At 33.3% G+C, this 14622-nt stretch carries 10 protein-coding genes and 1 other annotated feature; of the genes, 6 read left to right on the top strand and 4 right to left on the bottom strand.

Annotated features, from left to right (window positions below; translation table 11 throughout):
* Positions 1–57: 57 nt before the first annotated feature.
* From tdc (QUF99_RS01100) to QUF99_RS01085, 4 genes are all read right to left on the bottom strand, one after another.
* On the bottom strand, positions 58–1920 hold the full coding sequence (tdc, locus tag QUF99_RS01100) for a tyrosine decarboxylase (RefSeq protein ID WP_289368177.1): 1863 nt from the start codon (positions 1918–1920) through the stop codon (positions 58–60).
* A 261-nt stretch (positions 1921–2181) separates the two neighbouring features.
* The gene (gene tyrP, locus QUF99_RS01095) at positions 2182–3621 is read right to left on the bottom strand and encodes a tyrosine-tyramine antiporter (protein ID WP_289368175.1); all 1440 of its coding nucleotides are present in this window, start codon (positions 3619–3621) and stop codon (positions 2182–2184) included.
* A gap of 269 nt (positions 3622–3890) precedes the next feature.
* On the bottom strand, positions 3891–4139 hold the full coding sequence (locus QUF99_RS01090) for a LamB/YcsF family protein (RefSeq protein ID WP_289368377.1): 249 nt from the start codon (positions 4137–4139) through the stop codon (positions 3891–3893).
* Positions 4140–4148: 9 nt separating this feature from the next.
* On the bottom strand, positions 4149–4835 hold the full coding sequence (locus tag QUF99_RS01085) for an IS6 family transposase (RefSeq protein WP_289368173.1): 687 nt from the start codon (positions 4833–4835) through the stop codon (positions 4149–4151).
* A gap of 336 nt (positions 4836–5171) precedes the next feature.
* Positions 5172–5393: a binding site (T-box leader), on the top strand.
* A gap of 84 nt (positions 5394–5477) precedes the next feature.
* Here QUF99_RS01085 and tyrS point away from each other — a divergent pair.
* The 6 genes from tyrS to nhaC all read left to right on the top strand — a co-directional run bounded on the left by tyrS (position 5478) and on the right by nhaC (position 14066).
* Positions 5478–6740, top strand: a complete 1263-nt coding sequence (tyrS, locus tag QUF99_RS01080) for a tyrosine--tRNA ligase (protein WP_289368172.1) — start codon at positions 5478–5480, stop codon at positions 6738–6740.
* Between the two features lie 34 nt (positions 6741–6774).
* Positions 6775–7458 (top strand): protein rep, encoded by a 684-nt coding sequence (locus tag QUF99_RS01075; RefSeq protein ID WP_289368170.1) that lies wholly within the window; start codon positions 6775–6777, stop codon positions 7456–7458.
* A gap of 594 nt (positions 7459–8052) precedes the next feature.
* Positions 8053–9492, top strand: a complete 1440-nt coding sequence (gene tyrP / locus QUF99_RS01070) for a tyrosine-tyramine antiporter (protein WP_289368169.1) — start codon at positions 8053–8055, stop codon at positions 9490–9492.
* Positions 9493–9550: 58 nt separating this feature from the next.
* Positions 9551–11413 (top strand): tyrosine decarboxylase, encoded by a 1863-nt coding sequence (tdc, locus tag QUF99_RS01065; RefSeq protein ID WP_289368167.1) that lies wholly within the window; start codon positions 9551–9553, stop codon positions 11411–11413.
* Between the two features lie 213 nt (positions 11414–11626).
* On the top strand, positions 11627–12442 hold the full coding sequence (gene pdxK / locus QUF99_RS01060) for a pyridoxine/pyridoxal/pyridoxamine kinase (RefSeq protein WP_289368165.1): 816 nt from the start codon (positions 11627–11629) through the stop codon (positions 12440–12442).
* A gap of 238 nt (positions 12443–12680) precedes the next feature.
* Positions 12681–14066: a Na+/H+ antiporter NhaC gene (gene nhaC, locus QUF99_RS01055; RefSeq protein WP_289368163.1), complete on the top strand. Its 1386-nt coding sequence runs from the start codon at positions 12681–12683 to the stop codon at positions 14064–14066.
* The last annotated feature ends 556 nt before the right edge of the window (positions 14067–14622 follow it).

Genomic DNA, 14622 nt, shown 5'->3' with positions numbered 1-14622 from the left:
TGTAAACTTTAACTTGCGAATAGTATTGTAGGCTTAACAGATGTCACGCTTTTAGATTTATTTTTCTACATGATAAATTGTTTCAAGTTTATCTTGAATTGCTCTTTCAATCTTAATCGCATATTCCTCGAATACATCTTTATCATGAGCATACGGGGACAATGCACTCGCACGAAGCACTGTTACTTTACCTTCACGATCCCATTCTGCTTCACTAAATCCAAGGCTCTTCACAAATGGAAGTGGGCTGTTACCATAGTCAGGAGTAGCAAAGTCTGTATGAGATGTAAGAAATTCATTATTATACAATCCGCCTTTAACGTAAGAAGCCTGACCGAAGAAATCATGATTTAATTTATTCATTTTTTCTAAGTCTGTATTACCTTCTTCATTAAATACATAATCAACCATATTGAAATCAGGTTTTGTTAATGGGTACACACGAATTGTTTTATCGCCAACTTTGAATTCTTTATCACTTAAGAAGTCATAGAAACGATAACCTCCTTCGATACTTGCACCAATTAATTTCCCGAAACCAGTTACATTTAGTGGCAATACTTTGTGAGCTGTCCAAACCGCCGCTGCAGTTGCACCTGCTTTAGAACCTTCTAAAATATATGCACCTAATAATGCTGGAATATCTGCACCTTTTTCGAATACATAAGTTGCAAAGTACGAAATCACATCACGCATTCTAGTATCTTTAATAACAATACCGCCTGCAGAATAGGGAATATACCCCATTTTATGCGGATCAATTGTAATAGTCTCAGCTTGGTTCATTGCTTTAAAGGAATGGTAAATATCTTCTGTCAACCATTCGTTTTTCGTACTGAAAATACCATATTTTTCATAAACTCCATCAATTATATCATAATCAATAAATTCATTGTTTTCATCTAAGAAGATAGATCGAGCATATCCACCATAAGCAGCATCTATATGAATATAGAAGTAAATACCCTCTTTCGCTAATTTTTCACGCAATGCTACAATTTTATCAATACGGTCTACTTGTCCTTCTTCTGTTGTACCAATTACGCCCACTACACCTAGAATTGGGATTTTTTTCGCAGCTAATTCTCGAATTTTTTCTTCAAGTTTGTTAATGTCCATGCGATAGTTATTATCAACGTCAATTGCTTCTACACAATCAAGACCTATACCAATAATATCCGCCGCTTTTAGCCAAGAGTAGTGTTTTGTTTGTGGAATCAACCATTTACCCAATTGTTGTAAGTGTTGCCCACTACGTGCAGAATGCGCTTTGATTTCATCTATTTTCTCAGGGATTTGATCTAAAATATCTAGAATTTCTTCTGTAGACATATTCAGTAATTCCCATTCAGATTTACCTTCAACAAATTTAGGAGCTACTTCTTTAATCGCTAAAGGAAGGGATTTCATATTTCTTGCATACCAAAGACCTTCTAGGTTAGCGATAGAGCCATCCGCACAAATATGCCCCCAGCTTTCATCTTTTTTATAGCTCATAAGTGCAGCAAATTCATGTCCTACTTCCTCTTCCATTTGAGAAGTACCTGGTGAAGATTCATATGCTACGTTGTTACCGTTCCATAACATTGCTGCTGTATAAGCGATGATAGCAGGCATTAATGTTTCAGAGTTCATATGTCCCCAGAAACGGCCAGCAGAGTGCCAAGGTAAAGAGTTTGTACGTAATTTAGAAGATAGTACATTGAACACACTGCGCATATGATCTGCAGTCATTAAAAAACTTTTCGAACTTTTATCTTGTGGAGTAATAACTGGTAAATCTTGTGGTTGGTAATTTTGACGCCATCCTACATGTTCATTAACTAATTTGATTAACAACTCTTTAAATAAATCAGCATTTTCCCCCTTATCACCTAAGAATAATGCTTTCAGATTAATATCAGGTATTTCATTTTTCATCTTCCATTTCCTCCAAATTCATTAAAATATCCGCTTTGAGATGACACAAAATATAATATATTTAAATCTTAGAGCAGTACATTTCTTTAAAATATCTGCGCTGATTGAAAAGATATAGTATCAGATTGTTTCACTAATCTCATGTTACACATAAATCAATATTTGTTATCAAAACACAAGGTATTCAAAAACCGTTAATTAAATGAACTAACCCACTTAATAACAAAAGTTTAGGAACAGTACCGAGAATTTATGGTTTCTTTAGTTTTCTCGTTTTAAATTTTCAGACGACCTATTTTCTTTTTTCCACTCTGGTTTTTTGTATTTGTTAATGATAAGTGCTATGCCAATCATTACTACTGTAGCGCCTATTTGATAAATAATATATCCTGTATATTGACTTGGCTTTAAAATAGATGGTGGAATCAGACTTACAATAATTGTGAAAATAATACACGTTATCGAAAAAATGAAGACCATCCACATTAAGCCATTCCCTTTACTACCCAATCTGAATGGTCTACTAACGTCTGGCATCTTATAACGCAAACGAATAGCAGAAATTGCGATCAAGGCGTATACAACACAATATAAAATTGTTGTGGTAATTGTAATAATTAAGAATGCACTGTTAACATCTGGAACGACCACATATAAGATAGATACTAAGGAAATTACAATTGCTTGGATGAGTACAAATGTAATGGGAATATCTTTATCTGTTCTCTTTTGGAAGAATTTCGGGAGATTCCCTTCTTCTGCAACTTTAATCATAGATTTACTCGGTCCAAGCACCCAGGCACTTAACTGTACTAAAACTCCAATTAAAATCATCAATGAAATGAGATTTACGAAAACAGAGGGAATACCTAAATCTTTACAGAAAATTAAATATGGTTGTGTAATATTGGCAAGTTCCAATTCACCTTTTGGTACTGCGTTTGAAACAGTTAAACCCGCAATAATATTAAAAATTGCTAATAAAATTACAGACATGATAACGGCAATAGGATAATTACGTTTTGGATTTTCAATATTATTCGCATGTACAGATGAAATTTCTACCCCTGCAAAAATAAAAATGATCCCTGATAAATAAGTTAAGCTTCCTAAATCTTTAAAATTAGGAACCAGATCACTGGTCTTGAAATTTCCTAAATAACTGTTAGGCTGAATACCGTTTTTTATCATATAAATAACTCCTAGAACAACAAGAATAACAAACGGAATGTATACGCCAATAATAGCTCCCCAGTTACCTGCAATTTTGACCATATCAAACTTAAGATTTAATAAGGTAACACCCCAGTATGAAATTAGAATAAGGATGAAAATAAAATAATTATTTGAAGATAATTGAGGTTTATTTATGACGTACCCCAATAGAATACCCACAGTTGAAGAAACCATTACCATCCCAAAAAACATTTGAACCCATAATAACCAAGAAGTAACAAAACTCCATTTTTCACCTAAAGCATTTTTCACCCAAACTTGAGGTCCTCCTTCCTCAGGAAATCCTGTTGAAAGTTCAGCTGACATTAACGCAATAGGTAAAGCAAAGGCAAACGCAGCTATTAACATATAGAAAATTTGGGTCCAACCAGTAATAGCAAGAGTTGGTACACTTCGTACCGTTCCAAAAAAAGCCATTGTAATACCAATTAATCCAAAAAGCGTTAATTTTTTCATCTTAGACATAAAGTTCCTTCCCTTACTCGTATTCAATTTTCAATTGGATATATTGTTAAAGATGGATACACCCAATAGATTAATACAATGCTTTTTAAGTCCTCTTTAAAGTGAGCATATTAATTGATAATTATGTGCGATGAAGATTTGGTAGATTGAGGAAGGCGCTATTGCAAAGCTTCCTAAACTAAGATGAATTTTGTGAAAAATGAACGGAAGGGTTCTGTTGCAAAGTTTTCTAAGTTAAGCTAAACTCTAGAAAAAATGAATGCGGAGAATCAGGTTCTGGTGCAAATATGCGAGGTTCTTGAAGGTGCATACAGATTCCTAATGGAATCAAGGTTTACGCAGTAATCCCAAACAACTGATGGATGAATTCTTTCTGAAAATTGAACTGCCCGCTCATCATCACCGTGTATGCAAATTGTTTGTACATTGATATTGATAATCTTTCCACCAACTGCCTTTACATTTCTTTCGGTTCTGTTGCAAAGTTTTTTTACAGATAGAAAGTTAGGATGGGGTATAGCTGAATTCTATGAAATTGTGAGTAATTGCTGTAATTCATTGTACGTTGAAAAAATGAAGTTTGGCTGCAAACTTCGTTTTCGTTTATATATAGCATGAATCGTTTCGATTCCTTTCAAAGTGCGCGAAGCATGGCGAAGACTTTGAAATCCTGCAGATTTGGCAAAGCGGCGTTTTACATGTCTATGGTCCTGTTCTATGAGATTATTCAAATGCTTGATTGTACAATGAGTTGTATGTTTATAAAAGCCTTGTTCCTTTAATTTTTTGAGTGCACAAAGTAATGCCAGTGCTTTATCTGTTGTTAGAACCGTTGGTTCTCCAAACGTTTTCACTAATCTTTTCATAAATGCATATGCAGCCTGATGATCTCGTTTTTTACGAAGTTGAATATCCAATGTGTACCCTTCTTTATCAATTGCACGATACAGGTAACACCATTCTCCTTTGACTTTTATATACGTCTCATCCAATTTCCAAGATAGTTGCACTCTTTTATTTTTCTTCTTCCAAATTTGATAGATCAGGTGCCCATATTCATGAACCCAGCGCATAATAGTTGTTGGATGAACTGAAACACCACGTTCTTTCAAAATTTCAGAGACATCACGATAACTTAAAGAAAAACGACAATAGTAGCCAACGGCTACCAAAATAATATCTTTTTTAAATTGTTTTCCTTTAAAATATCTCATTTATGATTCCCCTCACTCTGTTTTGCAAAAGTTTAGCTTAGTTTTAAACACTTTGCAACAGAACCAGCGAAACCTAATTTCTATTTCAGTATTTTTTAAATCAAGAAATAAAAGTATATTTAAATATTATTTATATTTTTGAAATCTCCGTTCAAGAGAAAAATAAATAGTAAAACCCTATTGAAATATTGAATTACAAAGGGAATTAAATATTTGAGGACAAGTCCATCCTTATTTTTTGATATAATAAAAAATAAAAATGAATATTTTTAGAACATTATTGTATGTCATTGACAATGAAATTTTAATTCACTATAATGACTATAATTTAACATAACAAATACATTGAAAGAGCCCAGTAGCAGTTTGTCACTGTTATCGAGAAAGCTAGGGGTTGATGGAACCTGGCACAAACAAACTTGTGAATTACACTCTGGAGTATCTTAGGTAATGCTAAGCGGAGTAGCAATCGATATTATTGCTAAGAGTGGTATGAATAGCAGAATGGATACTATTTGTACAATCTGGGTGGTAACACGGTTAAAAATCGTCCCTATGTCTAGTATAGACATAGGGACTTTTTTTATATTCTTTACTACTTTAAAGTAAAGAAAACTTATAAATTAAAGGAGCTGGAAAGACATGAACATTATTGATGAATTAGCATGGCGTGACGCAATTAATCAACAAACAGATGAAGAAGGATTACGTGAACTAGTAGAAGAGAAAAAGATTTCCTTGTACTGCGGTGTAGACCCAACTGGTGACAGTATGCATATTGGACATTTAATTCCATTTATGATGATGAAACGCTTCCAATTAGCAGGGCATCATCCAGTCATTTTAATTGGAGGAGCAACAGGAACAATTGGAGATCCAAGTGGACGACAAACAGAACGCCAGTTACAAACATTAGAACAAGTACAACATAATGTTGACGCATTAACAGCACAAATGAAAAAATTATTTGATTTTGGTGGCAATAATGAAGTGAAAATGGTAAATAACTACGATTGGACACATCAAGTAAACATTATCGAATTTTTACGTGACTACGGCAAAAACTTTAGTGTAAATAGTATGTTGGCAAAAGATATTGTAGCAAGCCGTTTGGATACAGGGATTTCATTTACAGAATTCGCTTACCAAATATTGCAATCTATGGACTTCCATCATTTATACAAAGAAAAAGGCGTTCAACTGCAAATCGGTGGTAGTGACCAATGGGGAAATATTACGAGTGGTTTAGATTTAATTCGTAAATTAGAAGGACATGAAGCAAAAGTATTTGGGTTAACAATTCCGTTACTATTAAAATCAGATGGAACGAAGTTTGGAAAAACAGCAGGTGGAGCGATTTGGTTAGACCCTGAAAAGACAACTCCATTTGAATTCTACCAGTTCTGGGTAAACACAGATGATCGCGATGTAATTAAATACTTAAAGTTCTTCACATTCTTAACAAAAGATAGAATTGGTGAATTAGCAGTTAAAGTTCAAACAGAGCCTCATAAACGTGAAGCACAAAAAGTGCTAGCAGAAGAAATGACGAAATTTGTTCATGGTGAGAACGCATTTTTACAAGCGGTAAAGATTACAGAAGCCTTATTTAGTGGAGATATTAAATCGTTAAATGCAGATGAAATTGAGCAAGGATTTAAAGATATGCCGACATTCCAGGCTTCTAAAGAAACAAAAAATATTGTTGAGTGGTTAGTAGACTTAGGAATTGAGCCTTCTAGACGTCAAGCAAGGGAAGATATTAATAATGGGGCTATTTTAATGAATGGAGACAAAGTAACAGATGTGAATGCAGACTTTAAAGTGAGTAATTCAATTGATGGAAGATTTATCATTATCCGTAAAGGTAAAAAGAATTACACTTTGGTGAAATTAGAAGAATAGAATCCGCTATAGAATGAAAGCGAGGAGATTAATTATGCTGCCATCATGGGAACGAACACTAGAATTAGCATACTTTAATCACCATGTCACAACAGAAATAAATAAAAAACAGCAAGTAAATTGGTTATTAATAGATCTGGGGTTAGAAAATATAAGTGAAGAACAAATTAATGATGTATTAGATAAGATGTTAATTGGTTTTAATCGGTTATTTAAGTATAAAGCTATACAACAAGCAAATTTAGGTTATTTTAGAATGTTGGATATTATAAGAAAAGGTGACACGTATCATCCAAGAATCCATATTTTACTTCCAATGATAAAAAGTTATTTTCAGGGGAGATACTATATTAAATATGATAACTGGATCTCATTGTGGAGCAGAGCAGTAGGGTTAGAAACTGATTTATATGTAAGTGTGAAAGTAATGAATGGAAAAGAAGATAGACGTGAAATATTCCAAGAAAAATTGTTAAAGTTTCGTGAACAAAAAAGTGAGATCCCGCTTCGGAAAAGTAAGATTATTACATCTAGACGTCTAGTTGGATATAGCAGATTGTTAAAAAGTATAGCAGACCAATCAATAAATGAAAATGATTTTCATTTAGGGGTGAATAAATTATGCATAGACGATCCAGTTGCTAATCAGGCGTTTATGCATATGCTAGAATGGCATCCTGGTTTAAGAGAAGAGAGGATGAATCCTTTTTTAGAATAGTAATTCTATAGGGAATAGCTGTTGATAAAGAAGAGTGAAGAAGGTTCACTCTTCTTTTTTGTGCTAATTTAAATGAATTTTTTTGAGGAAAAATGTATATTTATTCTTTGTATTTTTATAAATGAAAGGTTTAACGCTTTAATAGATAAAAGCATTAAATCTTTAATGCTTTAAATAAAAAGTTTTTCATTTTATTCGACAAACATAGTGATATAAAGGTTTTTATGGTTGTTGACAAAACAAATATGCAGGAGTAAACTGACGTCGTAAGTTAATTTGTGAATCATTACACAAATTAAAACTTGAGTTTTATGAAAGGTTCTTGTGAGGAATATATGATTTTGAATGAATATTATTCACTGTGTTTTAAGGGGGAACAGAAAAGATATTCGAAAAAATCATATTTATAGTAGCGGAAAGGGTTGGTGCTATAGATTCTATATACTTTATGAAAGACTTTGTTTTAATACCCTAGTTTTTAAAAAGTTTATTTTAGACGATACAATTTCTTTAAAAATTAGCGTATTAGTTCATTGTATGAATCAGGAATAATGGATTCCGTAAAAATTAAATAAAGGAAAGAAGGATATAGTTATGGCCAAGACAAAAAAATTAACGCTATTTGGGCTAATTGGTATTACGATGGCATTCTTTGGCACAGTACGTAGTGTACCAACGCTTTCCATTACAGGATGGACGCAAATTTTCTACATGTTAGTTGCTGCACTTGTATTCGCCCTTCCAATTGCCTTGATGTCGGCGGAGCTTTCAACAGGATTTCCTGAAGAAGGTGGGCCTCAAGTTTGGGTGAGAAATGCATTAGGCGAAAAGTGGGGATTTGTTACCTCATGGTTATTATGGGTTCAAATGTTTTTTGGAATGGTAATGGTTTCATCAACAGTAGGTGTCTTACTAGGCTATGTTATTGATAAACCGGAGCTATCTTCAAACAATTATTTTATCTTTGCTTTAATCTTAATTTCATACTGGGGCGTAACTTTATTAAACCTTAAGTTTGATATGGTTAAAGTTGCAGGTAACTGGGGCGCAGTTATTGGTGTATATATTCCATTTGTTATTCTCGTTGTTCTAGGTGTTATTTATATGATCAAAAATGGAGTTCAACCAAACGGTTACTTAGGAGATTTTAAACCAAGTGATTTAATTCCTAATTTCAAAGATTTAGGCAGCTTAACGTATTTATCAGGTATCATCTTTATTTTTGCAGGGGTAGAAATTTCATCTGTACATGCAAATAATATTGAAAATCCTAAACGTAACTATCCGGTTGCTGTTATTGCCTCTGTTGTTTTATTAGTAATCTTTAATATTATTGCTGGTTTAACAGTTTCTAATGCAGTGCCACGCGGTGAGTTAGAATTAGCGAACATTACACAACCGTATTTAATTTTCTGTGAAGATTTAGGAATTCCATCCATCTTTGTTAACCTTATTTCTTTAATGATTTTAATTGGTGTTTTAGTACAGCTAAGTGCATGGGTACTTGGACCAAGTAAATCTATGATTAAAGTGGCAGAGGAAGGAAATTTACCGAAGTTCTTTCAAAAGAGAACGAAGAAAGACATTCCAATCACGTTTGTAATGATTCAAGCGATTGTTATTTCGTTAGTATCTTTCTTATATGTAGTAGTTCCAGATGTTAATAGTGCGTTCTTAATTATTACAATTACAACAACGATTTTATATTGTATTGTATATGCTTTAATTGCTATTTCAGCGATCCGTTTACGTTATAACATGCCTAATGTGAAGAGACCTTTTAGATTAGGAAATAAAGGGAATGGATTAATGTGGTTTGTATCTATTCTCTCAATGATAGGTATTGTACTTACGATTATTGTAAGTTTGATTCCGCCATCCATTCTAAAACCAAGTCAGTATACTGGTTACGTAATTTATCAAGTGGGTGCTACAGTCGTTATGATTGGGATCGCTCTTATTATCAACAAATGTAAGAAACCAGAATGGAAGAAAGAAGATAATAAAGAGGAAAATTTAAAACAAGCAAACTAAAATTAAAAACTTAACGACGTTAAATAATTTATTTTATAAGATAATGGAGGAAATAAAAATGAAATACGAAATGCCCGATATTAATTTAAAAGCATTATTCTTAGGAGACAAAGGAGAAAATGCAGATTTATTTAAAGAATTGTTATTAAAAATGGTAGATGAGCATGTTGGCTGGAGACAAAATTATATGCCACAAGATTTACCTGTTATTACACCTCAAGATAGAAGCTCTCAAAGCTTCCAAGAAACTGCCGATCATATCCGTGGTGTATTCAATGTACTATCTTCTAAATTACGTACACATTCTTTACCTTGGCATACTGCTGGTCGCTTCTGGGGACATATGAACTCTGAAACATTAATGCCTTCTATCATTGCTTATACAGCTGCAATGTTATGGAATGGTAATAACGTAGCATATGAATCTTCACCAGGTACTTCTCAAATGGAAGAGGAAGTTGGACATGAATTTGCTGCGCTTATGAGCTATAAAAAAGGTGAAAGTTGGGGACATATTTGCGCAGATGGTTCCATCGCTAACTTAGAGGGATTATGGTATGCACGTAATATGAAATCCTTACCACTAGCTATTAAAGAAGTGGCTCCTGAATTTGTTGGGGGTAAATCTGAATGGGAATTACTTAATATGTCTACAGCAGAAATTCTAGATATTTTAGACCAAATTCCTGAAAAAATTGATGAAATTAAAAGTCATTCTGCACGTAGTGGTGAACATTTACAAAAACTAGGTAAATGGTTAATCCCACAAACAAAACATTATTCCTGGTTAAAAGCTGCTGATATTATCGGTGTTGGTCTTGACTCTGTAGAGCAAATAGATGTTGATGATCACTATCGTATGGATATTAATAAATTAGAAGAAAAAATTCGTGAACTAGCAGCGCAAGAAATTCCTGTTCTAGGTGTTGTTGGGGTTATCGGTACAACAGAAGAAGGTCAAATCGATCGAATTGATAAAATCGTAGAACTTCGTGAGAAATTAGCAGAAGAAGGTATCTACTTCTACATTCATGTAGACGCTGCATATGGTGGTTATGCTCGCTCTATTTTCTTAGATGAAAATAACGAATTTATCGAATGGGATCAATTAGAAGAAATGTACGTAAAACATAACATCTTCACTGAAAAATGTGAATGGTTAACGAAAGAAGTGTATCATTCATTTAAAGCAATGAATCAAGCAGAAACGATTACAATTGACCCACATAAAATGGGATATATTCCTTATTCTGCAGGCGGTATTGTTATTAAAGATACTAGAATGCGTGATGTGATTTCGTACTTTGCAACTTATGTATTCGAAAAAGGTGCAGATATTCCAGCATTATTAGGTGCATATATGTTAGAAGGCTCTAAAGCAGGGGCAACTGCAGCGGCAGTTTGGACAGCTCATCAAGTGTTACCGCTAAATGTAACGGGTTATGGTAAATTAATTGGTGCAAGTATTGAAGGAGCTTATCGTTTCTATGATTTCTTAAGTGAAAAAGAATTTAAAGTTGGCGATAAAACAATTCGTGTGCATCCATTAACAAAACCTGATTTCAACATGGTTGATTATGTGTTTAATGAAGAAGGGAATACAGACTTAGAAAAAATGAACAAATTAAATCATGATTTCTTTGATCACGCTTCTTACGTTAAAGGTGGATTATATAATAATGAATTTATTACATCTCACACAGACTTTGCTACTCCTGACTATGGTAACAGCCCACTTCCATTTGTGAAGAGTCTAGGATTTAGTGAAGGAGAATGGGATCGTGAAGGTAAAGTAACAGTACTACGTGCTTGTGCATTATCTCCATATGCTCATGATAAAGATGTATTTGAAGAATATGCTGTGAAGATGGAAAAAGCAATTCAAGAGAAACTTGAAAAAATCTACAATGTAGCGGAATAAATTTAGTAGAAAATTATTTTTATAGAATGAATGCATAACGTTAGGAAGTTGTTATGCATTCATCTTTATATAATTGCTTTTGATTATCCTGTTATTCGCGGGCAGTAGACCTTCCTCTTAAAAGTCGGTGGAAATAAAGAAGTTAGGTTAGGACTGAAGGGAAATCCCACTAAGAAAAGTTTCACTTTAGAAGAACAATTGAGGAGTGAAAATATGACGGTAAAAAAAGTATTAACGATTGCAGGTTCTGATTCAAGTGGAGGCGCAGGATTGCAGGCTGATCTTAAAACATTTGAAGAGTATGGTACTTTTGGCTTAAGTGCCATCACAACAATTGTCACAATGGATCCTGATCATAACTGGCATCATCATGTTTATCCAATTGATAAGGAACTTGTACAAAAACAATTAAAAACAATTTTTTCTGATGGCAAATTAGATGCAATGAAAACAGGAATGCTTGGATCTATAGATATTATTAAGCTCGTAAGTGATGTAATTGAAACATATGAGATGCAAAATGTTGTCATTGATCCGGTCATGGTTTGTAAGGGAGAAAATGAACCACTCCATCCTGAAAACAGAATTGCAATTCGTGATTTTCTTTTACCAAAGGCAACAATTGTAACACCAAACTTATTCGAATCAGGTCAGTTATCTGGAGTGCAAGAGATAAAAACAGTAAATGATATGAAGGAAGCAGCAAAAAGAATTAACGATTTTGGTGCTAAGAATGTTGTGATTAAGGGCGGGAAGTCCCTAACGAACCATAGTGCGATTGATTTACTTTATGATGGAGTAGAGTTTGTTCTTTATGAAGCAGAGAAAATTCATACGAATTGTAACCATGGTGCTGGTTGTACTTTTGCAGCAGCGATTACAGCTGGACTTGCTAGAGGACTTTCAATTCAAGCCGCTGTGGCTAAGGCAAAAGACTTTACAACAGAAGGGATTAAGTCTGGTTTTGACTTTAATGAATTTGTTGGTCCAGTTTGGCACGGTGCCTATCATAAAGCTGATTTACGTTAACTGTTAAATATTTTTAGGTAAATAAAGAGGGCATAAACATTTATTGGTATGATTAGTAATTCATGTATATACTCATCCAACATTTTGTTTATGCCCTTTTATGATTTGGATATGGATTCGATTTCTATTGCTTCTGATTAAATATAATGTTTAGATATTAAATGTGTAATTTTTCACAAACGTTGATAGTAAATGGAAAGAATTCAATGACCATTTAACTGATAAGGAGTTTATTGAAATGAAAAGAGATGTAACTATTAAAGAAAGTACTTTTCTTTTAGTCGTTTTATTAGCAATTATAGGGACTTGTATTATAGGCTTCAGTTTACCTCCTCAAGTACCAATTTTAATTGCGATAGGAATTGTTGTTTTATTTGCTAGGATGAAAGGTGTTTCTTGGGATGCAATTCATAAAGGAATCCAAAATGGAATTTTACCAGGATTAATTCCAATTATTATATTTATGCTAATTGGAATTTTGGTTAGCGTTTGGATTGCCGCAGGAACAATTCCTACTATCATGATTTATGGATTCAAAATTATATCAGCAAAATTCTTTTTACCTTCTGTTTTTGTTGTATGTGCACTTGTTGGAATCATGGTGGGTAGTTCTTTCACAACAATTTCAACTGTCGGTATTGCATTTTTAGGAATGGGTCAAATGATGGGCTTAGATTCAGCGATGATTGCAGGTGCTATTATTTCAGGTGCATTTTTAGGGAATAATATTTCACCGTTATCTGATACAACAAATTTAGCAGCAGCTATTGCAGAAGTGGATTTATTTGAACACATTCGTAGTATGATGCGAACAATTATTCCAGCCTTTGTTATAACCCTTATCTTTTTCCTATTTTTGGGACATGGCACTTCGATATCAGATGGAGATAAAATCGAAGAACTCATTCAAACGCTTCATTCATCTTTTACTATTTCAGTTTTCACATTAGTTCCAGTATTTGTATTGTTTTTGTGTGCTAGAAAAAAGGTACCTGCTATTCCGACATTATTACTTAGTATAACTATTACAGTCTTTATACGTTATATGTACCACCCACATACTAGTTTTGAGCAAATTGCTAGCTTTATGCAAGATGGATTTGTTTCTAAAACAGGTGTGCAGAATGTAGATTTACTACTGACTCGCGGTGGAATGCAAAGTATGATGTGGTCTGTTTCTCTTATTCTTCTTGCCTTGGCATTAGGTGGATTGTTAGTAGAAGTGAAAATTATTGAAAAGTTAATTTCTAAAATATCGAGTATGGTTAGTAAGAAAGGAAACTTAATACTAATGACTGCTTTAAGTTCGATGGGGGTCAATATTCTGCTAGGAGAACAGTATTTATCAGTTATTTTACCAGGTGAAGCATTTAAATCACAATTTGAAAAAATTCATGTGGATTCAAAAAACCTTTCCGGAATCTTAGCGAATGCTGGGGCGGCTGTTAATCCATTGATTCCATGGGGAGTAAGTGGTGTATTTATTACTGGTACACTTGGTGTATCTACTTTGCATTATCTTCCATTCGCTGTATTTTGTTTTGTAGTTCCTATTATTCATATTACCTTGGGTTTTATTGGAAATTCGAAAATTCAATCAAAAGGACATAAAAAGGCTGGTTAAATCTTACAATATTTTTCGCTTTATAAAAGCTATTGTTTGATATTATCCCCTTTAAGTAGTAATTCAACAAAACTCCATGATAAAGTGGAGGGAAGAATGAGGCTTAGAGGGGATTTTTCTATGTTAAGAGGAGAGATATTTTAACTATCATAATGATTGTATTGTTTTTTTGACAAAAAGAAGACTAGTTATTGGTGTATTATTTTCAATAATTAGTTTGTGAAAATACGTAATTTAGACAAAAAATCGTCACGAATATTTAATATAGAGGTGTAATTCAAAAATAAAAAATAGTGATATAATATTTTATACCCTTTAAAGCGTTAAAATGTGAAATATATAATCTGCATTTGGAAAATAAATGGTGTTAATTTTTTAAGTAGGATACATGTTAGAGTAAGTATATTTGATATAGGAAAGAATAAGAATTAGAAAAATCAGAGTGTATATAGGTATACATCATAGTAGAAAAAATACAAATTGTATAAGAAAGGGTACGAAATGAAAAGCAAGCCCCTTGTGGTGTAGCGGCTACTCTAATGAAAGTGGAGGTAAG

The sequence above is a fragment of the Bacillus sp. DX4.1 genome (genome assembly GCF_030348195.1).
Classification (GTDB): domain Bacteria; phylum Bacillota; class Bacilli; order Bacillales; family Bacillaceae_G; genus Bacillus_A.
The sequence above is the reverse complement of the archived record's forward strand: the minus strand, read 5'-3'. Positions and strand labels throughout refer to the sequence as shown.